General features: G+C 49.9%; 17 protein-coding genes, 1 other RNA gene and 1 other annotated feature. Of the genes, 16 read left to right on the top strand and 2 right to left on the bottom strand.

The genetic code is table 11. The annotated features are described in order from the left end of the window. The first annotated feature begins 474 nt into the window (after positions 1-474). The 13 genes from C4F51_RS14835 (at position 475) to C4F51_RS14895 (ending at position 18,794) form a co-directional block, all read left to right on the top strand. Positions 475-1,575 (top strand): alpha/beta hydrolase, encoded by a 1,101-nt coding sequence (locus C4F51_RS14835; protein WP_193911106.1) that lies wholly within the window; start codon positions 475-477, stop codon positions 1,573-1,575. A gap of 80 nt (positions 1,576-1,655) precedes the next feature. Continuing rightward, positions 1,656-2,792 (top strand): cupin domain-containing carboxymuconolactone decarboxylase family protein, encoded by a 1,137-nt coding sequence (locus C4F51_RS14840; RefSeq protein ID WP_202987698.1) that lies wholly within the window; start codon positions 1,656-1,658, stop codon positions 2,790-2,792. A 32-nt stretch (positions 2,793-2,824) separates the two neighbouring features. Further along, a complete protein-coding gene (locus tag C4F51_RS14845; protein ID WP_193911108.1) occupies positions 2,825-3,913 on the top strand; it encodes an alpha/beta hydrolase in 1,089 nt (362 codons plus the stop codon). Positions 3,914-4,225: 312 nt separating this feature from the next. Next, positions 4,226-6,025: an allophanate hydrolase gene (gene atzF / locus C4F51_RS14850; protein ID WP_193911109.1), complete on the top strand. Its 1,800-nt coding sequence runs from the start codon at positions 4,226-4,228 to the stop codon at positions 6,023-6,025. Positions 6,026-6,047: 22 nt separating this feature from the next. Then, entirely contained in the window at positions 6,048-9,668 is a 3,621-nt protein-coding gene (gene uca / locus C4F51_RS14855; protein ID WP_193911111.1) for an urea carboxylase, read from the top strand. 4 nt (positions 9,669-9,672) lie between these two features. Next, the gene (locus tag C4F51_RS14860) at positions 9,673-10,371 is read left to right on the top strand and encodes a GntR family transcriptional regulator (RefSeq protein WP_193911113.1); all 699 of its coding nucleotides are present in this window, start codon (positions 9,673-9,675) and stop codon (positions 10,369-10,371) included. 97 nt (positions 10,372-10,468) lie between these two features. Continuing rightward, positions 10,469-11,770, top strand: a complete 1,302-nt coding sequence (gene urtA / locus C4F51_RS14865) for an urea ABC transporter substrate-binding protein (protein ID WP_193911115.1) — start codon at positions 10,469-10,471, stop codon at positions 11,768-11,770. A gap of 370 nt (positions 11,771-12,140) precedes the next feature. Next, the gene (gene urtB, locus C4F51_RS14870; RefSeq protein ID WP_193911117.1) at positions 12,141-13,784 is read left to right on the top strand and encodes an urea ABC transporter permease subunit UrtB; all 1,644 of its coding nucleotides are present in this window, start codon (positions 12,141-12,143) and stop codon (positions 13,782-13,784) included. 99 nt (positions 13,785-13,883) lie between these two features. Then, positions 13,884-14,996, top strand: a complete 1,113-nt coding sequence (gene urtC / locus C4F51_RS14875; protein WP_193912621.1) for an urea ABC transporter permease subunit UrtC — start codon at positions 13,884-13,886, stop codon at positions 14,994-14,996. Beyond that, positions 14,996-15,823, top strand: a complete 828-nt coding sequence (gene urtD, locus C4F51_RS14880) for an urea ABC transporter ATP-binding protein UrtD (RefSeq protein ID WP_193911119.1) — start codon at positions 14,996-14,998, stop codon at positions 15,821-15,823. The genes urtC and urtD overlap by 1 nt, the downstream gene beginning before the upstream one ends. A 2-nt stretch (positions 15,824-15,825) precedes the next feature. Next, positions 15,826-16,521, top strand: coding sequence for an urea ABC transporter ATP-binding subunit UrtE (urtE, locus tag C4F51_RS14885; RefSeq protein ID WP_193911121.1), 696 nt, complete (start codon positions 15,826-15,828; stop codon positions 16,519-16,521). A 232-nt stretch (positions 16,522-16,753) separates the two neighbouring features. Further along, positions 16,754-17,143: a transfer-messenger RNA gene (ssrA, locus tag C4F51_RS14890) on the top strand. Positions 17,144-17,577: 434 nt separating this feature from the next. Continuing rightward, a protein-coding gene (locus C4F51_RS14895) for an IS3 family transposase (protein ID WP_193906707.1) occupies positions 17,578-18,794 on the top strand; the annotation gives its coding sequence in 2 pieces (ribosomal slippage) (positions 17,578-17,857 and positions 17,857-18,794; 1,218 coding nt in all). Next, positions 17,856-17,972: a sequence feature (AL1L pseudoknot), on the top strand. It overlaps the preceding gene by 117 nt. An 836-nt stretch (positions 18,795-19,630) precedes the next feature. On the opposite strand, the gene C4F51_RS14900 is transcribed toward C4F51_RS14895, so the two are convergent. Together C4F51_RS14900 and C4F51_RS14905 are read right to left on the bottom strand one after the other, a co-directional pair. Continuing rightward, positions 19,631-19,939 (bottom strand): hypothetical protein, encoded by a 309-nt coding sequence (locus tag C4F51_RS14900; RefSeq protein ID WP_193911123.1) that lies wholly within the window; start codon positions 19,937-19,939, stop codon positions 19,631-19,633. A 417-nt stretch (positions 19,940-20,356) separates the two neighbouring features. Next, a complete protein-coding gene (locus C4F51_RS14905) occupies positions 20,357-20,656 on the bottom strand; it encodes a hypothetical protein (RefSeq protein WP_193911125.1) in 300 nt (99 codons plus the stop codon). Positions 20,657-20,910: 254 nt separating this feature from the next. On the opposite strand from C4F51_RS14905, the gene C4F51_RS14910 reads away from it, so the two are divergent. The 3 genes from C4F51_RS14910 to alkB are packed head-to-tail and all read left to right on the top strand — an operon-like array spanning position 20,911 to position 22,871. After that, positions 20,911-21,561 (top strand): hypothetical protein, encoded by a 651-nt coding sequence (locus tag C4F51_RS14910; RefSeq protein ID WP_193911127.1) that lies wholly within the window; start codon positions 20,911-20,913, stop codon positions 21,559-21,561. Continuing rightward, complete coding sequence (locus C4F51_RS14915) at positions 21,531-22,172, top strand: S41 family peptidase (RefSeq protein ID WP_202987699.1); 642 nt, start codon at positions 21,531-21,533, stop codon at positions 22,170-22,172. Before C4F51_RS14910 ends, C4F51_RS14915 begins: the two co-directional genes overlap by 31 nt. Positions 22,173-22,223: 51 nt before the next feature. Beyond that, positions 22,224-22,871: a DNA oxidative demethylase AlkB gene (gene alkB, locus C4F51_RS14920; protein WP_193911129.1), complete on the top strand. Its 648-nt coding sequence runs from the start codon at positions 22,224-22,226 to the stop codon at positions 22,869-22,871. Positions 22,872-22,920 lie beyond the last annotated feature (49 nt).

Here is a 22,920-nt window from a genome sequence, read left to right on the forward strand (position 1 = left end):
TTTACACTCGTTAGCAAGACGTCAAATTTCGCATTTGCTTTTTATAAAAAAGCACTGAGATAAAAGCACAGAGACAGGTGGCATATCAGGAGATCTATTTTTAATTTATTTTCAGAGTAAAACCTTGAAAACAAGCCAACACGATTTATCTCAACTAAAATCTATCAATTACAGATTTCTATTTTTTATCCGGAAAAAACCATTACAGAGTAATAACATTTATTCCGTCATTCAACCGTACAATCTTAATTCTGCAAAAAGACTATCCGGCAGATTTTATCCTGAATCAAATTAACAATATTAAAATAATTACAGAAATTACGAATGGCACTGAAAGTAAGAGCAACAAAATAGATAACTGACAAAATTGTTATCTAACTGTCAGTATCAAGTCAGTCAGCAATAGCTATACTCCTGACTATCAGAGCGTTCAGCTAGTCCGCGCGGTCGGCATAGCGAAGTGAGGAATACAGCATGAAAACGACTTTTCTGAAACGATACCCGAGTGCCCCGGCTTTAAAAACTGTAGCGGCACCACTGCTGGTATTTATCGCAATCACGTTTTGCTGCGGCAAAGCGTTTGCAGATACTGGCAAGCCTGCCAATCCATTCGGTCTGGTTTACCAGGGCGCAATTACCGAAAACCGTACCGATCAGGTCAATATTCGTAGCCTCACCTATCAATTGAATGGCCTTGAAATAGCCGCCAATATCTACACACCCGCAAATTTTAACCCCGACAAAAAATATCCCGCAGTCGTGGTGGCTCATCCCAATGGCGGCGTAAAGGAACAGGTCGCTGGCCTTTATGCACAGCAACTGGCACAGCAGGGTTACATCACCATCACCGCTGATGCTGCTTACCAGGGGGCAAGTGGCGGCCAGCCCCGCAACGTGGATAAACCGGCTAACCGTATCGAAGACATTCACGGAATGGCTGACTTTATTACACAATATGCAGCGGTTGATGTTGATCGTTTGGGTTTATTGGGAATTTGCGGTGGAGGCGGTTATTCATTGTCAGCCGCGCAAACCGATAAACGGTTTAAGGCCGTTGCGACCTTAAGTCTGTTTAACTCAGGCCAGGTTCGTCGTAACGGTTTTATGGACTCCCAACTCGATACTATTCAAACACGTTTACAACAAGCCACCGAGGCCCGCGCTCAGGAAGCTGCAGGCGGTGAGAGCCTCTATGCCGGCGATGCCAATATGACCGATCAGCAAATTGCTGCACTGCCGTTTGAAATGTATCGTCAAGGTTATGAGTATTATTGGAGAACGCATGCCCATCCAAATTCAACTTTTAAATATACGATGAGCAGCCTGCTTGATCTGATGCGTTGGGATGCGAGAGATCAAATCGAATTGATTAACCAACCTTTATTGATGATTGCCGGTAGCAAGGCAGACAGCCTTTATATGACAGAAGATGCCTTTGCCAAAGCCACAGGAACAAAAGACAAGCAACTCTTTAAAATTCCCAACGCCAGCCATATCGAAACCTATTGGAAACCTGAATATGTCAAGCAAGCCATGGATAAGCTGGCTACATTTTATGACCAGCATGTGAAATAAATATTCCCGGCTTGCAAAATGACGCATTGGGTTTGCGCAAGCTATTGCTTTACTTCCTTTCAAGACAGGAATGGTAAAAAATGTTGAAGCATCGAATCAATACTTTACTGGTGATGAGTGCCGTATCTGGCATGGTATGGGCGGAAGCACCGGCCCAACAGCAGCTTACCCCGGCAAGTCAGCATGAAGTAACGCAAGCACCGGCCAGTCATTTTTCAGGTCAGGCAAATTTTTCCCGTTTCCCTGTAATGCCATCCCAAGGTGATGTAGCCCCTGCCATTGTAAATTTTGAAAGAGGCACAATTAGCAACTGGCATACTCATCCACATGGGCAATATCTCATTGTCACAGAAGGCGAAGGACGTACACAGGAATGGGGTAAAGCCACTCAAACCATCCGCAAGGGCGATACCATCTGGTGTCCGCCCAATGTCAAACACTGGCACGGGGCGAGTGAACACAGTTCAATGTCGCACATCGCCATTACCCCCGTGGCAACTGATGGGCAAAGCGTGACATGGCTTGAAAAAGTGGCGTTACCCACTGAAGCCAAAGTATCTGCACAGGCAAATTCCAGCACACCGGTGGTGTTAAGCCAGAAACAATTAAGTCTGATTCCCATTGCCGCTTTTAATGCCACCGGCGACCTTGAACAGCTCAAACCTGCATTGATTCAAGGTTTGGAAAATGGTTTAACGGTCAATGAAATCAAAGAAGTCTTTGCCCATCAATATGCCTATGCGGGATTTCCCCGTGCGTTGAACGGAATGCTTACCTTTAAAAGCCTGCTGGAGGAACGTGAGAAACAGGGCATCAAGGACATACCGGGAGCAATGCCGACCAACTTGCCAGAAAATACCAACTATTATCAGTTAGGCAGTGAAACGCTCGCTTATCTGAATAAAACGCCCCTGGCAGAACGTTCGCAGCCGCTATTTGATAATTTTTCGCCCACTATAGATCACGCATTAAAAGCGCATTTATTTGGTTATTTATTTAGCCGCGATAATTTGGCTTATCTGGAGCGTGAACTGGTTGTTGTCAGTACGCTGGCGGCGCTTGGCGATGTTAATGCCCAACTGACGTCTCACCTGAGAATCACCAGAAACCTGGGTGTGGATAAAACCCAAATGCAAAAAATAATAACAACCCTGGAGAAAGACGTTGATCCTGCGGTGTCGCGCAACGCACAAAATGTGTTGCAGCAACTCAAATAACGGGAAGCCGTCTCAAGCCAAAGGAAGTAATCATGAATCAGCCATTTATTTCAAAAAGTAAAAAAACTCTGATCCCGATGGGTCTCCTTGCATTGATTTCAGCCTGTACAGTTAACCCGCAACAATCGGCGGTATTAACGCTTGCAGAACAAGGTCATTTTGCGGCGGGTGGCAAGGTTATCCAAAGTGAAGGGCAATTTAATGGCGAGCAGTTATTTAACCCGGCAGGGCAGACCTTGCACGGTGATCATGCGTCGGTCTTTTATCAAATTCCCGTCAATGCACGCCCTCATCCACTGGTGTTTTTGCATGGTGCGGGCCAGTCGGCAAAAACATGGAGCACCACACCGGATGGCAGAGAAGGGTTTCAGGATATTTTTTTGCGTCACCGCTTTCCTGTGTATGTTGTTGATCAACCCCGCCGGGGTCAGGCCGGGCAATCTACTGTTTCAGCAGAAATAACACCCGCAACCCAGGATCAAGCCTGGTTCAATATGTTCCGATTGGGGGCTTACCCGGATTTCTTTGAAGGTGTGCAATTTCCACAAACGCCACAAGCCTTGAACCAATATTTTCGGCAAATGACACCCAACACCGGTGCTTATGATGAACAACTGATCAGTGATGCCATGGCAGAAGTAGTCAAGCGTGCCGGGGAATCCATATTGGTTACCCATTCCCAGGGCGGTGGCCCCGGTTGGTGGACGGCAATAAAATCGGACAATGTTAAAGCTATTGTTTCTTATGAGCCGGGCAGTGGTTTTGTTTTTCCTGAGAATGAATTACCGGAAGCAATGCCAAGCCTGACAGGTACGCTAACCGCCACACCGGTAACCCTGGAACAGTTTAAAAAACTCACCCAAATGCCCATTATCATTTATTACGGCGACAATATTCCCGTGCAAGTGAGTGATAACCCGGGGCAGGACAATTGGCGGGTACGATTGAAAATGGCACAACTCTGGGCAGACACCATTAACCGACATGGCGGTAACGCCAGTGTGGTGCACTTGCCTGAAAAGGGCGTTTATGGAAATACCCACTTCCCTTTTTCTGATTTGAATAATCAAACCATCGCCGGACTGCTCTCAAGCTGGCTTGAACAACATCATCTCAATTAAGCTATCGAGTAATCGCGCCTTATAAAAGCCGCTCACCTGCTGCCAGCAACGCATTAACCGAACCTATCGCGATGTAAAAAACTTGCACCAGAAAAATCCATTCGCGGCATTCGCTCGCACACTCAACGCGCACAATAAAAACTTGTATTAAAAAAAGTACAAGATGGCTGCGCTTTTTTCATTCCTGAATTATGAAAAAACCCTTTAAATACAACTACTTTAATCATTCCATTGTCGATTAATCACGGCTGGCACGGTTTCTGCTGAATACCATCTTGAATACAAGACGGTATTTTTTCACGAGCAGATGCTATGACCGATGTAACAGGATGGACCATTAACGATTGGCTGAGCGCCTACCGTAACCAGACACTGACACCGCGTGAGGCGTTAACCGCATTGCGCAACCAATTGAATCCGCATGATCCTTGCTGGATTGCAATTGCTTCTGACGACCAACTGAATACACAAATTACTGACATTGAAAGACGCGCAGCCGCTGGCGAAACAATGCCACTGGCGGGTGTTCCGTTTGTGGTTAAAGACAATATTGATGTCGCAGGTTTTGCCACCACTGCGGCTTGCCCCGCGTTTTCCTACACACCGCATGAAGATGCCACTGCCGTGGCCTTGTTGCGTCGTGCCGGTGCGGTTGTACTGGCAAAAACCAATCTCGACCAATTCGCAACCGGCTTAAATGGCACCCGCTCGCCCTACGGCGCGGTGCCTAACAGTTTTAACCCGGCTTATATTTCCGGTGGTTCCAGCTCCGGTTCGGCAGTTACGGTTGCACGCGGGTTGGTGCCTTTCAGTTTGGGTACTGACACCGCCGGTTCTGGCCGGGTGCCCGCCGGTTTTAACAATATTATCGGTTTGAAGCCGACTAAAGGTCGTTTCAGTACCAAAGGTGTAGTGCCCGCCTGCCGCAGCCTGGATTGTGTTTCGGTATTTGCGCTCACCCTGGATGACGCCGCGACCGTCGCCGGTGTGTTGCAACAATTCGATGTGAATGATGCCTTTAGTCGCGCCGCAAAACCGGCCACTGCTTTTGCCGCAACACCGCGTTTGGGCATTCCTTCCATTACCGAATGGTATGGCGATAGCCAGGCAGAAGCCGCGTGGCAACAACACCTGAATGATTTACACAAGCTGGGTGCAGAGCTGGTTGAGCTGGACTTTACCCCCATGCAAACGCTGGCGCGCATGTTGTACGAACGCTCTTTTGTTGCCGAGCGTGATGCCGCTACCAAAGACTTTTTTGCCGATCACCGCGATGATGTACACCCGGTGGTGCGCAGCATTATTGAAAATGCCAAAGGCTTTACCGCAACTGATGCCTGGCAGGATGAATACCGTCGCGCCCAACTGGCACGCGAGATTCAGCAAATCATAACCGGTGTGGACGCTCTGGTAGTACCCACCGCACCGCGTTTGCCCACCACAGAAGCAGTGCTTGCTGATCCGGTAGGGGTAAATAGCCAACTCGGCCTGTGGACCAATTTTGTTAACCTGGCAGATCTCTCTGCGCTTTCACTACCCGGTGCGTTTCGTGCTGATGGCCTGCCAGCCGGTATCACCCTGATCGCCGATGCCTGGCAAGACGACGCCCTGATCGCTTTTGGACAGCAGTGGTTGCAACAACTGCAATTGCCACTCGGCGCCACACAAAAAGCCTTCGTGCCAGCGACTGCAAACTCAAAAATTCCCGCCGGATTTTTCCGCCTCGCGGTGGTCGGTGCGCACCTTACCGGTATGCCACTGAATGTTCAGCTGCAAGAACGCCATGCCCGTTTTGTAGAAACCACGCACACCGCTAACAACTATCGCCTTTATGCCCTGCCCGACACAGTGCCGCCAAAACCCGGCTTGCGCCGTGTGTCAGATGCAGCGGAATTTTCCGAAGGCCTGATTGTGGAATTGTGGGATGTGCCCATTGAACACATCGGCAGTTTTGTTGCACTGATTCCCGCTCCACTGGGCATTGGCACCCTGACCTTGCGTGATGGACGTGAAGTAAAAGGTTTTATTTGCGAGGGCGACGCCCTTGCCGGCGCGAAAGACATTACCACCCTGGGCGGCTGGCGCGCTTACATCCAATCATTGAAAAAATAAAACAGAAGTCCGGAGAATAACCATGCTGAAAACCGTCCTGATTGCAAACCGTGGTGAAATTGCGGTGCGCATTGCCAAAACACTGAAAAAAATGGGCATCACCTCGGTCGCGGTTTATTCCGATGCCGACCGCAATAGCGCGCATGTGGCAGCTTGTGACAAAGCTATTTGCCTGGGCGGTAACAGCGCTGCAGAAAGCTATTTGAAAGTGGATAAAATTCTGGCTGCCGCGCGCGAAACCGGCGCACAGGCGATTATTCCCGGTTATGGTTTTCTCTCGGAAAATGCCGCCTTTGCAGAAGCCTGCGAAGCAGCCGGCATCGCCTTCTGCGGCCCAACACCCGCGCAAATTCGTGAGTTCGGTTTAAAACATACCTCCCGTGAAATTGCTGAAAAAGCCGGTGTACCGCTCACCCCGGGTACCGGTTTGTTGCAATCACTGGAAGAAGCGGTGAGTTTTGCGGCACAACTGGGCTACCCGGTGATGCTGAAAAGCACCGCTGGCGGTGGCGGTATCGGTTTGACCCGTTGCGACAACGAAGCGGCACTCGTCGATGCTTACGAAACTGTAAAACGCCTGGGGCAAAATTTTTTCAGTGACAGTGGTGTTTTTCTTGAGCGCTTTGTGGATAACGCCCGCCACGTAGAAGTACAAATTTTCGGTGACGGCAAAGGCAATGTGCTAGCGCTGGGTGAGCGCGATTGCTCGCTACAACGCCGCAACCAGAAAGTGGTTGAAGAAACCCCTGCCCCCAACCTGCCTGCGGCAACTCGAGAAAAATTACTGGCGGCCTCGAAAAGCCTCGGCGAAGCCGTCAATTACCGCTCAGCCGGTACCGTGGAATATATTTACGATGCTGCCCGCGATGCGTTTTACTTCCTGGAAGTAAACACTCGCCTGCAAGTAGAACACCCGATTACCGAAGCTTGCACCGGTGTGGATCTGGTGGAATGGATGATTCTTACCGCCGCCGATCAGGCGCCGGATTTGAATATCACGCTCAACCCGCAAGGCGCTGCGATTGAAGTTCGCTTATACGCAGAAGACCCGGTACGCGACTTTCAGCCATCACCCGGCGTACTGACCGATGTATATTTTCCGGAAGATGCTCGCATCGATACCTGGGTTGCCACCGGCACCGAAGTATCACCGCATTACGATCCGATGATCGCCAAAATTATTGTCAAAGGCGATAACCGCAACGACGCCATCAACAACATGCTGGATGTACTCAACGCGACCCGCGTGAGCGGTATTGCCACCAACCTGGATTATTTACGCCGCATTGTTGCCTCCGATTTTTTCCGCAACGCTGATGTTGCCACTAACAAGCTGGCTTCCTTTTCCTGGCAGCCGCCGGTGATTGAAGTGGTAAAACCCGGCACTTACACCAGCGTGCAGGATTATCCCGGGCGCGTTGGCTACTGGAGCATCGGTGTACCTCCCTCGGGGCCAATGGACGAATATGCCTTTCAACTCGCCAACCGTATTGTAGGCAACCACGAAAGCGCTGCCGGTCTGGAATGTACTCTGGTCGGCCCGGAATTACGCTTTCATACCGATGCGGTCATCGCCCTCACCGGCGCACCCAGCGCGGCAACTCTGGACGGCGTCAGTGTAGATTTCTGGCAGCCGATCAGCGTTAAAGCCGGGCAAAAGCTGGTCGTCGGGAAAGCTGAAAAGGGTTGCCGTACTTACCTTGCCGTGCGCAATGGCCTGGACGTACCGGTTTACCTCGGCAGTCGCTCTACTTTTGTATTGGGTAATTTCGGCGGCCATGCCGGCCGCATTCTGCGCGCCGCCGATATGTTGCCGATTAGTAACCCGCAACTACCCGCTTGCACCACACCCGCCCCGGCTTACGAGGCCGAAGCGACACCGGTGGCAATGATTCCGCATTACCCCAACGAGTGGGAAGTGAATGTAATTTACGGCCCCCACGGCGCACCGGACTTTTTTACCGAAGACGCCATTGAAATGTTTTTTAGCACCCCCTGGGAAGTGCATTACAACTCCAACCGGTTGGGCATTCGTTTGAATGGCCCAAAACCCACCTGGACGCGCAGTGACGGTGGTGAAGCCGGTTTGCATCCTTCCAATATTCACGATACCGAATACGCCATTGGCTCTATCAACTTCACTGGCGATATGCCGGTCATTCTCACCAAAGACGGCCCGAGCCTCGGCGGTTTTGTATGCCCGGTCACCATTATCAAAGCCGATTTATGGAAAGTAGGCCAATTCAAACCGGGCGATAAAATTCGTTTTAAAGCCGTGAGTTTTGATACCGCGCTGGCACTGGAAAACGCCCAGGACAGCGCCATCAAAAACTTGCAACCGGCCACGGCAGTAACCGCTGTTGAAGCACCGCTAGCGGCACACGGTTTGTCGGCTTGCATTGTTGAACACTTACCCGAAACCGCACAGCGTCCGCTGGTGAACTACCGTCAGGCGGGTGATAAATATCTGTTGCTCGAATACGGCGAAAATGTACTGGACCTGGCGTTGCGTTTGCGCGTCCATGCCCTGATGGAATCCATCAAGGCATCACCGATTGACGGTGTTATTGAATTGTCGCCCGGTGTTCGCTCTTTGCAAATCAATTACGACAGCCGCCGTTTACACCAGCGCGATTTGATCGCAACGCTGTTAAAGCACGAAGCCGGTTTACCCGCAGCAGAAGATATTTCTGTGCCCAGTCGCGTGGTGTATTTGCCCATGGCCTTTGAAGATTCGGCAACCCTGGATGCGGTGGCTCGCTACCGTCAATCGGTGCGTGACACTGCGCCCTGGTTGCCCAGCAACACCGAATTTATGCGCCGCATTAACGGGCTGGAATCCATCGAGCAAGTAAAAGACATTCTGTTCGATGCCAGCTACATGATTCTCGGCCTGGGCGATGTTTACCTCGGCGCGCCCTGTGCGGTACCGATTGATCCTCGTCACCGCTTGCTGACCTCCAAGTACAACCCGGCGCGCACTTATACCGCCGAAGGCACTGTAGGTATTGGCGGTGTGTACATGTGTATCTATGGTATGGATTCGCCGGGCGGTTACCAACTGGTTGGTCGCACCCTGCCCATCTGGAATACCTTTTTGAAAAGCCCCACCTTCGTTAACAACGAGCCCTGGCTGCTGAAATTTTTTGATCAGGTGCGTTATTACGAAGTGACCGAAGAAGAACTGCTGCAACAACGCGAAGCCTTTCGCGAAGGTCGCCTGTCACTGCGCATTGAAGAAACCGCCTTTAACCTCGGCGAGCACCAACAGTTTCTTACCGACAATGCCACCAGCATCGCAGCGTTTAAACAAAACCAGGCCGAAGCCTTTCGCGAAGAAGTGGCACTGTGGCAAGCCGATGAAGAAAAACAGGTCGATGCCGCGCTGCAAGTCAACCTCGGTAGCGAAGCCATTGAAGTGGATGGCCATGCCATTACCGCAGAAATCAGCGGCAATATCTGGAAACTGCTGGTAGAGCCGGGGCAACAGGTAGAAGTTGATCAACCGCTGTTAATTGTGGAAGCCATGAAAATGGAATTCCAGGTTTATGCCGACCGCTGTGCCACCGTCAGCTCGGTACATTGCCAACCGGGCAAACCGGTTAATGCCGGTGACCTGCTGCTGGTACTGGAAGCGGAATAACGCCATGAAACTGCTGCAAAACGAAAAGCCGACACCGGATGCGCCACGGGTCAATTTAACCGAGCGTATTTACCAGGCGATTAAAAATGAAATATTTGAATTTCGCTTATTACCGGGTGAACGCTTTAGTGAAAACGAAGTAGCGTTGCGCATGGATGCCAGCCGCACACCGGTGCGCGAAGCCCTGTCGCGCCTGCAAAACGAAGGGTTTGTTGAGGTTTCGTTTCGCAGCGGCTGGCAGGTAATGCCCTTTGATTTTGAAAAATTCGAACAGCTTTACGATGTGCGCATCGTGCTGGAAATGGCAGCCGTAAAGCGCCTCTGCGAAATGGACTCACCCGCAGAACTGGACGATTTGAAAGCAGTATGGCTGGTAGAACGCGAACAACGTCTTAGCGATGGCCCCACAGTTTGCGAACTGGACGAAAAATTTCACAAGCAGCTGGTAGCGGCAACCGGCAACGGCGAGATGGCACGTATTCATCACGACATTACCGAACGGCTGCGCATTATTCGCCGTATCGACTTTACCCAGCAACCACGTATTGAAGCCACTTACGACGAGCACGCAAAAATTTTACGCAACATCATCAAGCGCCGTAGTGACGACGCGCAACTGCTGTTGAAAAGTCATATTGAAGCCAGTAAAGCAGAAGTAAGGCGCATCACCCTGCATATGCTTTACCAGGCGCGCCACCCTTAAGTTGCACCCAACCATTAACCCGAAAAGCAAGGAGAACACAAACACTTAGGCTCGTAATACCGCTATCAACACATTATCAAAAAAATCGGAGACAGGAATGAACGTAAATAAATTGCTAAAACACATTGGAACCTTTGGTGTTGCTTGCAGTATGGCAATGACCTCTATGGCAACCTCCGCTGCGGAAACGATTAAAGTGGGCGTGTTGCACTCACTATCAGGCACCATGGCCATTTCAGAAACCACCCTGAAAGACACCATGTTGATGCTGATTGAAGAGCAGAACAAAAAAGGCGGTCTGCTCGGTAAAAAACTCGAAGCGGTGGTGGTTGACCCCGCCTCCAACTGGCCGCTGTTTGCCGAAAAAGCCCGTGAACTGCTGGCCCAGGAAAAAGTAGATGCCATGTTCGGCTGCTGGACTTCAGTTTCCCGTAAATCGGTTTTACCAGTAGTGGAAGAACTTAACGGCATTTTGTTTTACCCGGTTCAGTACGAAGGTGAAGAATCTTCGCGCAATGTGTTCTACACCGGTGCTGCCCCCAACCAACAAGCGATTTCTGCCGTTGATTATTTGATGAGCGAAGGTGAAGTGACGCGCTGGGTTCTTGCCGGTACCGATTATGTGTACCCGCGCACCACCAACCGCATTCTTGAAGCCTACCTGAAATCCAAAGGCGTAAAAGATGAAGACATCATGATCAACTACACGCCGTTCGGTCATTCCGACTGGCAAAACATTGTGTCTGACATTAAACGCTTCGGTAGCGCAGGCAAGAAAACTGCGGTGGTTTCTACCATCAACGGTGATGCCAACGTACCTTTCTACCGCGAGCTGGGCAACCAGGGCATTACCTCTGAAAATATTCCGGTGATTGCTTTCTCGGTCGGTGAAGAGGAGCTTTCCGGTATTGATACCAAACCTTTGGTTGGTCATCTGGCGGCATGGAATTATTTCATGAGCGAAGAGAATGAGGCGAACGAAGCTTTCATTAAAACCTGGCACAGCTTTATTAAAGATAAGAAGCGCGTAACCAACGACCCGATGGAAGCGCATTACATTGGTTTCAATATGTGGGTTAAGGCCGTTGAGAAAGCGGGCACTACCGATGTGGATAAAGTGATTGATGCAATGGTGGGTGTTGAGGTTCCTAACCTGACTGGCGGTACCAGCAAGATGTTGCCGAACCACCATATTACCAAGCCGGTGTTGATTGGTGAGATTCAGGACGATGGGCAGTTCCTGACTGTGTGGCAAACCGAAGGTTTGGTTGAGGGTGATGCATGGTCTGATTACCTGGAAGGCAGTAAGGATTTGACTGCCGATTGGACCAAGCCAATTTCCTGCGGTAACTACAACACCAAAACCAAAACCTGTCTGGGTGCTGCGGCAGCGCAGTAAAACAGATAGCCCGAACCAATCGCGCCCGGGTTGGTTCGGTGCTTTTTGCAGGAGTTTATGGTGATGGGAGGAGTATTAATTATTACTCCTCTTATAAATCCGTTTGATGTGTAAGAGCCTGTTTCAAACACGCATGAATACTTCCATGTAGCTTGAGCAAGCCATCCATGGCTTGCACATTTTGAAACAGGCTCTTACACACCAAACTCACAACGTACCATCCATAGACAAAAGCATAATTCTGAAACTCGAATTAATTTTTATTTAAAGAAATGCACATTGTTTCCAGACTACAGCCCGCACGATACATAATTACATATATGTAGTTTTATTTATAAAAAAATTCTCACGCTATTGACATGGTAACCCTATGTTCAGATTTTTAAGGATTACAAAGCCAACTCACCAAAGCATCGGGCTTCTACCCTGGGTGCTGTTACTGGGTTGCCTCACCTTTCAAGTACAAGCATCAGACGATGAAACCGGTAGTGTTGTGCAAGATGACGCAACACTGATTCAAACCATCGCCACCAGCAGTTTGCAACAACGCCTGAAAGCCATAGAAGCGCTGGCAGCGTCCGATTCCGAGCGCAAGCTGGCAGTATTGTCTGCCTTGCAACAAGGGCAATTATATGCCGATCGCGGCAAGCCACCGCAGGTCGCGATCAGTGAAAATAATCAATGGCACGATGCTATTACCCACGCCGTCATTGAGAGCGATGATGCTTTAAGGCGCATCCCTATCAACAATCCGCTGCGCAATCGCTTGCGCACCTTGCTGGCAGAAATTCAGCTGGATGCCGACGATAGCAGCATGCGCTACCAGGCCGTGCGCCGTATGATCAGCGATGGCGTGGATGAAAATACTCTTCAGCTATTAAGCCAGCGCTTGCAGGAAGAGCAAGATGACACGGTGAGCGAGGCCATTGAAAGCGCGCTCGCGTTGTATGCCATGCAACACGGCGATGAAACCGCGCAGTTGGCGGCGATTCAACAACTGCGCACCTCACTGGAACCCGAAATAAAAACAGCCCTGACGCGCATCGCTAGTAGCGAAGCACCTGCGTCTGTAAAAGAAGCAGCCGATAAAGCGTTGCAGAAAATTGATTCGCGCATCAGCTTTTTTCGCTTTGCGGAAAACGTATTTTTCGGTTTGAGTCTCGGTTCGGTGTTGCTGCTTGCGGCGATTGGTCTGGCCATTACCTTCGGGGTAATGGGCGTTATCAATATGGCGCACGGCGAGCTGATGATGATTGGTGCTTACACCACCTGGATGGTGCAACAAATCTTCCCCAACCATATTGGCTACAGCCTTGCTATCGCAGTACCCGCCGCGTTTTTAATTGCCGGGTTGATTGGTATTGCCATTGAGCGCGGTGTCATCCGTTTTCTGTATGGTCGCCCGCTGGAAACCCTGTTGGCGACTTTTGGTATTTCGCTGATTTTGCAGCAGGCGGCGCGGAGTATTTTTTCACCGTTAAACCGCGCTGTGAGCCTGCCGGATTGGATGAGTGGTTCGTTGATTATTAACCCGGTGTTTTCCATTACCTGGAGCCGCTTGTACATTTTGCTGTTCGGCTTGATGGTGTTTTTTGCTCTGTTGTTTGTATTAAAGAAAACCTCTCTCGGCCTGAAAGTACGCGCCGTTTCGCAAAACCGTGCCATGGCACGCGCGGTAGGTGTGCGTGCCAATTGGGTAGATGCACTGACCTTTGGCCTGGGTTCCGGCATCGCCGGTGTGGCCGGTGTCGCGCTGTCACAGTTGACCAACGTGGGCCCTAACCTCGGCCAGGCTTACATTATTGATTCCTTTATGGTGGTGGTATTTGGCGGCGTAGGTAATTTGTGGGGCACGCTGGTGGGCGCGATGGGCCTTGGTGTGTTGAATAAGTTTATGGAGCCCTGGGCGGGTGCTGTGCTGGCCAAAGTGGTGGTGCTGGTGTTGCTGATTCTGTTTATTCAGAAGCGCCCCAAAGGTATTTTTCCACAGAAAGGTCGCGCGGCTGCGGATTAAGACCCGCTCCGGAAGAAGCTAAAAGCCGCTTCCGGATCAGCAACAAATTTATCGGGCAGGATTGCCCGACTCATGAAACCCGTTATTGAGAGAGATTGCATGTTAACGCAACGACTATTAACCAGTGACCGAGGCGGCATGGTGGTATTGGGGCTGATTCTCCTGATCACTTTGCTGGTACCTATTCTGAATCTGGTCGTGCCACCGGATTCTCCTTTTCACGTTTCAACCTTTACCGTAACCCTGCTCGGTAAATTTTTATGTTACGCGCTGCTGGCTTTGTCAGTGGATCTGATATGGGGTTATGCCGGTATTTTATCACTCGGCCACGGTGCATTTTTTGCGCTGGGCGGTTATGTGATGGGTATGTACCTGATGCGTCAGATCGGCGAGCGTGGTCAATACGGCCACCCGGAATTGCCGGACTTTATGGTGTTTTTGAATTGGGAAAGCTTGCCCTGGTATTGGCAGGGCTTTGACATGTTCTGGTTTGCGCTGTTGATGATTGTGCTGGTACCTGGCGTGCTTGCAGGTATTTTTGGCTGGTTGGCATTTCGCTCGCGGGTTACCGGTGTATATTTCGCCATTATTACCCAGGCACTGACCTACGCGCTGATGCTGGCTTTTTTCCGTAACGAAATGGGCTTTGGCGGCAACAACGGCTTGACCGACTTTAAAGATATTCTCGGTTTTTCCATCACCGCCAACAGCACCCGCATCGGTTTGTTTATGGCGTCCGGCATCATGTTGATTATCGGCTATCTCGCCTGTCGCTATATTGTCACGTCACGCATGGGGCGCGTCATTATTGCTATTCGCGATGCCGAAAGCCGCACGCGTTTTTCCGGTTATCAGGTGGAATCCTACAAGCTGTGGTTGTTTGTGTTTTCCGCCATGCTTGCCGGTATTGCCGGTGCTTTGTATGTGCCGCAAGTGGGCATTATTAACCCCGGCGAATTTTCACCACTCAATTCTATTGAGCTGGTGGTGTGGGTTGCCACCGGCGGACGCGGCACACTCTACGGCGCAATCGTTGGTGCATTCTCGGTCAATTATGCAAAAACGATTTTTACCAGCTGGTCACCGGAGGCCTGGTTATTTGTATTGGGCTCGCTGTTTGTGCTGGTAACGCTGCTGCTGCCAAAAGGCCTGGTCGGGCTGGTAGCCCGTTTTCGCCGCCACAAACCGGCTGCTGAAAAAGGAGACGAATAATGGTGGAATTTTTAAAACACGCCCGCCAATACGGCAACCGCGCCCTGCCCCGTCGCGACCCCAATTTCGGAGCCCCATTGGATACTTCGCACGGCCCGATTCTCTACGTAGAAGGCGTCAGCGTCAGCTTCGATGGTTTTAAAGCGCTGAACAATTTGAACCTGTATATCGACGAAGGAGAATTGCGCTGCATTATCGGCCCGAACGGCGCTGGCAAAACCACCATGATGGATGTGATCACCGGTAAAACCAAACCGGACGAAGGCAGCGTTTATTTTGGTCAGCAAATTAATTTGCTGGAGCTGTCGGAACATCAAATTGCCCGTGGCGGTATTGGCCGAAAATTTCAAAAACCTACGGTGTTTGAAGCGCTCACCGTGTACCAGAATCTTGAACTGGCCACCGCTGCCGACAAGCGCGTCTGGTTTACGCTTTCACGTGAATTGAACACTATTCAGCAACAACGCATTGATGAGGTGCTTTGCCTTATCGGTTTGAAAGATCATCGCCACCGCGAGGCCGGGGCACTGTCGCATGGGCAAAAACAGTGGCTGGAAATTGGCATGTTGTTAATGCAGGAGCCACGCGTGCTGCTGGTAGACGAACCGGTAGCGGGCATGACCGGTGAAGAAACCGAAAAAACCGCTGAGCTATTGTTATCCTTGGCGGGCAAACATTCGGTCATCGTGGTTGAACACGATATGAAATTTGTACGCTCCATCGCGCGCAAGGTCACCGTACTGCACCAGGGGTCGGTGCTTACCGAAGGCACCATGGACCAGGTGCAGAACGACCCGAAAGTGATTGAAGTGTATCTGGGAGAGTAACCGTGCTGAGCATTCAAACCATTAACCAGTTTTACGGGCAAAGCCATATTCTCCGCTCGCTGTCGCTTGATTTACGCAGCGGCAGCTGTGGCTGCCTGATTGGCCGTAATGGCGTAGGTAAAACCACGCTGTTAAAAAGCATTACCGGCTTGCTGCCCATCCGCGATGGCCAAATTCAATTTAACGGCAGCGACATCAGCAAATTGTCCACCGAAGCCCGCGCTCGCGCTGGCATTGGTTACGTACCGCAAGGGCGGGATATTTTCCCGCTGCTGACAGTGGAAGAAAATTTGAAAATTTCGCTCGGCGCCCGGCCGGACAAACTGCGCCATATCCCCTCGTTGATTTATGAATTGTTCCCGGTGCTGCAATCCATGAAGCATCGACGTGGTGGCGATCTGTCGGGTGGCCAGCAACAGCAACTGGCTATTGGCCGCGCTCTGGTACTCGACCCGAAACTGTTAATTCTCGACGAACCCACCGAAGGGATTCAGCCCAACGTAGTGCGGGATATCGGTGATGTAATCCGCCGCCTGAATCGTGATTTCGGCCTCACCGTATTGCTGGTCGAGCAAAAACTACCTTTCGCACGCCGTGTTGCCGACGACTTTTTTATGATGGAAAAAGGCGAGATTGTGGCCACCGGTGCTATCGACCAGTTAAGTGATGCGCTGGTGCGGCAGTATCTGAGCGTATAACCCGGCAAAGCACCACCCCTGGTGCAGTTTGGGGCTGGTATTTAGCGGGCACTGCGCCTACAATGGCCGACTCGCAACGGAAGGGCTCAATGAACTCTTCCGGTTGGCAAGGGTCTTAACACTTGCCAATGGAATGCGGTGCCGGCCTGGCCGGTACAGTTACCCGGGGGAAGTTTCCCGGCAGCGTTTTCGCCTTTTGATCACCGCTCGCAGCAGTGGCCAAGGGGCAAACGGGGGCGATTTGGATTCGACGCTGGTAACAAAGTCCAAGGTGCATGTCGTGAGGGTAGCCAATCACGTTAATCCAAAGCTGCAAACCTTACAGTTGCCAATGATGACAACTACGGTGCCCAATTAGCTGCGTAAGCAGCTTTTGAAAGCACTAACTAGTGGTTCGCCGCTAGCGGTCTCTAACAAGGTGCCAGTACCGCGTTAAAGCCCGTCATATAGAACTGGATCGCAGTGAAGCCTGCCTGGGGTGGATCAGCTAAACCTTATCAGGATCGCGTTTTACGTCCCGCCCGCTGGGCTGTAAATCGCTAAATCAATAGGCGGATCTAAACATGTAGAGCTGCGGATAGAGTGCTGACGGACGGGGGTTCAACTCCCCCCGCCTCCACCAACACCTAACAAAAAAAGACGCCCCTGGGCGTCTTTTTTTGTGCTTTAAATTTAATGTTTTCAATTACATAGTCTTAAATTATGCCGTCATGCAATATAAGTCCATTAAATTCAGCAGAGACATTATTCGGTCTCAAATTGGCATGTTTGGATGGGTAATGACAATGTTTGGACAACATTTCCCCTACTTTCTTTTAAAACCTTGCCCTGTAACCCGGCTTCACAATAGTTGGTCAATTCAGAATATCCCGCTTAGAGAAAGCAACCTACCCGCGTGGTAAATACGCTTTGCACTAATTGGAACAACACATTAAGTGCGCCCCTGGAGTCAATACGCACCGAGCTGAGCGCACAACTGCTGATAGATAGTGAATAATACTCACTCTGAATCGCTCCGGGTTTGTCGGAGGCTAACTTTCTTGAGAGAATTAACCTATGAAAAAGAGACCCGGATATTCACCTGAAACGCGTGAACGAGCTGTAAGGCTTGTGCTCACCACCGAACAAGATCACAGCTCGCGCTGGGCGGCGATCACTTCTGTTGCCGGCAAGATTGGCTGTACACCTGAAACACTCCGTGCATGGATAAACCGAATCGAATCCAATAGCGCCGCTCCCGACACTGCAAACGTTACCGAATCCGAGCGAGTTAAAGCCTTGGAGCGCGAGAACCGTGAACTCAAACGTGCGAATGAAATCCTGCGTTTAGCCTCGGCTTTTTTTGCCCAGGCGGAGCTCGACCGCAAACCGAAACTCTAATCCACTTTGTTGATGCCCATAAAAGTGTTTTTGGTGTCGAGCCGATTTGTCAGCAGTTACAGATTGCACCATCAACGTATTATCGGCACAAGCAATTGGAGAAAACACCCGAGTTGCGGGCGCGGCGAATTCAGCAGGATGAGCGTTTAGTCGTTGAAATACAGCGTGTTTGGACTGAGAGTAATCGCAATTATGGTGCGCGAAAAATCTGGAAACAACTGCGTAGAGAGGGGTTTGATGTGGCTCGTTGTACCGTTGAGCGGCTCATGCGTCAATTGGGTATTGAAGGTGTGCGTCGTGGCAAAAAGTGTAAAACAACGATCCCCGATCACAAGGCACATTGCCCGCAAGATCTGGTTAACCGTCACTTTAAAGCGGACAAGCCAAATCAACTTTGGGTTGCCGACATTACTTACGTCGCCACCTGGTCAGGCTTTGTCTATGTCGCCTTTGTAATCGATGTATTTTCACGTCGCATTGTTGGTTGGCGAGCGATGACGACAATGCAGGCGGATTTAATTCTGGATGCATTGGAGCAGGCATTGTGGGCAAGAGGAAAACCGCGTGGCGTGATTCATCACAGTGACAGGGGCAGCCAATATTTATCCATCAGCTACACCGAACGCCTTGCTGAGGCAGGATTTAATGCGTCGGTTGGGAGCGTGGGCGATTCTTACGATAACGCCTTAGCTGAAACGATTAATGGACTCTACAAAACCGAGGTTATCCATAAGAGCGCACCGTGGAAAAATCTTGATGCTGTGGAGATGGCGACACTTGTATGGGTTGAATGGTTTAATAACCGTCGGCTTCACAGTGCGTTGGGTTATGTGCCGCCAAAGGAGTTCGAGGAATTTTTTTATCAACAAACCGAGTTGGCTCATGTAGCATGACTCAAATTAAACCGCCTCCGAAAAAGTCGGGGCGATTCACTCCGTATGAAGAAATTGACCACTATCAAGCCAGCCTCAATTGCCAGTAATGAATCCAACATCGTCCGGTAGCAGCCCTATGGACGGGGCAGCTCCTCATTGTAATCGGGAGACACTGAACCTGGCGGCTGATACCTGCCCTAACGTACTGGATTACGCCACACCAAAACAGGCTTTTCATTCAAAGCCTTCCGCACTCTTTCGCAGTACATATACGATTGAATAGCAAATTAAGACTGCCTACCGCCTCCGATGACAAAGAGAATGCGCGCCGCAATTACAGCATCACTGTAGATGTGCCGTTGCTGCCCTGAATATTCAGAAAATTTCATTAGAAAACCACCAATAGCAACCAACCAAATTAAAAAAACTGTAATTTTAAAATAGCCTTTAAATTTTCATAAAATACGAAGAATAGGTATCGTCAAAATAGTTTGCGTTTATCTATTAAAATTTTTATTTGTTTTTCCAGAAAAAGCGCGCTACCTCCTCTGATTGGATTTCATTGCGGGTTGTAATATCAGTATGCGGACAGTGTATTGCAGCTTAAATTGGGGGGGTTCTTTAACCGGGGCTTACTGACCTGAGCACGACACTACATCACTATCGATAAAGCAACCGATGATGCTCAATAAGAGATAACCAGATTGGTAGTCAAGGGAACTTAAAGCGGGAAATCATGTTGGAATGTGGAGGCAAAAAAGGGGATTGCAGGGGCGGCTTAACCTCCCCCCAATACCGAACACCCATCCGCTTTGCGCCGATACGTATTTCACAACCGGGGGCTTAAAAACCCCTTAAACGAACTTCTCCTGAGCCCAATCCAGAACCATATCGTAGGCCAATTGGTGAACAGGTAATACCACCCTTGTTTCCTCGCTATCTGCTTTACAATCCCTTACAAAGGCCAGGAGCCGCTCAGGATCTTGTGCAGACAAAGGAAACTGCCCTTCACCCAACAGTACCGACGTGGGCATTTCAAATACTTCATATTCAACGAGCGGGTCAAAAATCGACTCTGCCTCATCGTCTATGGAGACTCGCACTTTTAATAACTTATTGTCACCGAAATTACCGCTTGTCCAAGCGTGGGTTTTAAAAGCCATAAATATATCCTGGAAAAACCGGATTTACATCGACCTTGAAGGCAACAATTTTCTGTCAGGGAAGATGGAAGGAACCTCTGTGAGAAAAGAAACAGACAGAGAATTGAAGTGAAACGTTGCGTCAGAAGGTTAACCTGCCAGCGGGTAAAAAACTACACATTTGTGACGAATTAACCACATGTGGTGAGGTATAAAAATCTGGATAATGCTGAAAAATTCTGCTAGCCGCAGTCGGCAGATTTGAGGGAATCAAGCAGGAAAGCGCTTATACAAAGCATTTTTCACGTTACAGAACTGTTAATGATTACGGTGGACCCCAGATAAATGTCGCCAAAAATGGCAAAGAAAATTATGTTTCACCACCGTCAACTTAAGGCACAAAATACGCATCTCGTAAAAACCGCCATATGGCAGCTGTTAAATTTGCGCCAAGACCGACAAGTCAATTTTTATATTTCGCTCTTTCAGCCGCTCGGCGATTTCTGACGACGACTTTTCCTCCAGATCAAGCTCGTAGTTATCCCTGTGAAAGACAACCTTGTCTCGTTCAATGGTAGCCACGGGTTGATCTTTATAAATGACTCGACCACCTTCATCAACAAACCCGGCAGTATCAATCTCCGGCGCCCAGCCGTATTCGTAGATACGGTCATTGAAGATGAAGCCCATGGGCGCACCACCGTTGCTGCAAAATTCGTAATATTTTCCCTGTTCCATAAAAGTCTCTATTTCGTTCACGGATGAAAATAGAGTATAGGCGCACTTGGCTTGCCGGGAAGATTCTGTTGTTTACTGCGCCCCACCCTTGAGCAAATTACACCTGGATTATTGATCATAAAAAGCCAATCTGCTATACGTCACCGCACCGTGCACACCGCCCGCGATACGCATAAAGCGTTCATGGCATCCCCCATGTAAACCACCTTGATAAGAACTGTTTACTGCCAGGCCAAATAAAAAGGAATTACTTGATGCTACCCCGAGCAAAACGCCTCACCTTTTTCATATCAGGCAAACGCATAACGCTTTTTGCGTTGATACTTACCGCCAATTTTTCATACGCACTTACCGACAAAGACATTCAGGCATGGACAGCGGATATTGATCTCTATGCTAAAAAAATATCCACTTCCCATATCGACCCGTTTCATTCCATAGCTAAAGAAAAATTCTACAGTGACCTCAATAATTTGAAGCAGGCCTTACCGGAAAAAAGTGAAGAAGAAATTCTCGTCGAGTTAATGCGTTTGACCCATAGCATTAACGATGGACATACCTCATTTCCTTTATGGGGACGAACCCTGCACAACTTTCCTTTCTCGGTCAGCATTTTTAATGGCGAGCCTTACATTACAAAAACAAGCGCCCAGCATAAATCGCTATTAGGGGTTAAATTAATTTCGATAAACCACGTGCCCTCCCAAACTATTATGGAGAGCCTGAAGCAAATTACGCCCTTCACTGAAAACGAATACTCCTCTGCAGTAAGGGTGGCCGAATATATGACCAAAGCAGAAGTTCTGGTGGGGCTGGGTGTTTTCCTAAAGTACAAACGACGCCCATTGAGTTTGAAATTAATAGCAATAGAAAGGTGTTACAGCTGGAACCGGGCAAAAGCCTGAAACCGGACCAGGCGTTTTCTGCGAGCACTGACTCCATTTTCCTACGCAAAAAGCAGCTCAGTGATGACCTTTGGTTTGGCTCACCGGAAGATAACAAAACGGTCTATGTGCGATTCCACCGCTACCCGACCATAAAAAACATGGAATCCTTCGCCGATGACTTATTGAAGTTTATCAATAACAACCATTCCGAAAATTTGATTATCGACCTCCGGGATAACCATGGCGGCGACTTTTTCGTTGGCCTGCGGCTGGCGCAACGACTGGTGTTGGCAGATAGCATCAACTGGAAATCCGGCGTGTATGTGTTGATCAATAACGTGACTTTTTCCGCGGCCATGAGCAACGCCGCTCAGTTTCAACAACTGTTGAATGCCAAACTGGTAGGCGAACCAACCGGCGCCCGACCTTCCGGTTATCAGGATATGGGATCATTTACCCTGCCCAACTCCCAACTGGAGTTAACCTGGTCGAAACGTTTGTACCGTTTTAATGACAGCCAAAAAGATGCACTCTATCCGGATGTTACTATCAAACTTTCTATCAACGACTACATCAACCGGAAAGACCCGCAGCTGCTTTGGATACTCAATGATATCCGCAGCAAGTGAGTGTGCCGTCACAACCCCATACAGGCTACATGCCTTGGAAGCGAACCCATTATGACCTTTGACCTGTTCACCCCCACCGAACCCGGCGCCCGCGAAACACTCGGGCCGCAGGCGTTTGTGTTGCGGGGTTTTGCGTTGGATGTTGTAGATGCGTTGTTGCCAGCAATTGATCAGGTGGTAGAGGCTTCGCCATTTCGCTATATGGTGACGCGGCGAGGTTTTACGATGTCGGTGGCGCTGACCAATTGCGGGGCGCTGGGCTGGACGTCGGATCGGCGGGGTTATCGCTACCAACCGGATGATCCGGAAACCGGCCAGCCCTGGCCGACGATGCCGCCGGTGTTTCTTCAATTGGCCACGGATGCAGCAAAGGCGGCGGGGTTTGCCGGTTTTATTCCGGACTCCTGTTTGATTAACCGCTATTTGCGGGGCACACAATTGTCGTTGCATCAGGATAAAAACGAGCGGGATTTTTCGGCGCCGATTGTGTCTGTATCGCTGGGGATGACTGCCACTTTTTTATTTGGCGGGCAGGAGCGCACCGATAAAACCGTTAAGGTGCCGCTGTACCATGGCGATGTGGTGGTTTGGGGCGGTGCAGACCGCTTGCGCTACCATGGCGTGATGCCGCTGAAAGATAATCCGCACCCGCAATTGGGAAACCGGCGAATAAATTTTACTTTCCGCCGTGCCGGATAAACCGGCTTATCTCATGTGAAACCTGAAAGCCTTCTTAAACACCACCGGT

Source organism: Cellvibrio polysaccharolyticus (assembly GCF_015182315.1).
GTDB lineage: Bacteria > Pseudomonadota > Gammaproteobacteria > Pseudomonadales > Cellvibrionaceae > Cellvibrio > Cellvibrio polysaccharolyticus.